We start from the raw sequence: 275 nt of genomic DNA, 5'->3' as shown, positions 1-275 counted from the left end.
AGGAAAGTTTGAAGCCGCTAATGGTGGTACTATTTTCTTAGATGAAATTGGAGATATGAGTTTATCGGCTCAAGCCAAAGTATTAAGAGCATTACAAGAAAGCAGAATTCAACGTGTAGGTAGCGATAAAGACATTAAAGTTAACGTTCGTGTTGTAACAGCAACAAATAAAAACTTAAAGAAGGAAATTGAACAAGGGCGATTTAGAGAAGATCTTTACCATAGACTTGCTGTGATATTGATTGAAGTACCAGCCTTAAATGATAGACGAAGTG

Annotated in this window: 1 protein-coding gene; it reads left to right on the top strand. The window is 35.6% G+C overall.

Annotation, left to right across the window (positions count from 1 at the left end; genetic code table 11):
• On the top strand, positions 1 to 275 hold a 275-nt coding region (locus tag A9Q93_RS01805; protein ID WP_303685672.1), incomplete at both ends, for a sigma 54-interacting transcriptional regulator.

It is taken from the genome of Nonlabens dokdonensis, assembly GCF_002162835.1.
GTDB classification, from domain to species: Bacteria; Bacteroidota; Bacteroidia; order Flavobacteriales; family Flavobacteriaceae; genus Nonlabens; species Nonlabens dokdonensis_B.
The sequence above is the reverse complement of the archived record's forward strand: the minus strand, read 5'-3'. Positions and strand labels throughout refer to the sequence as shown.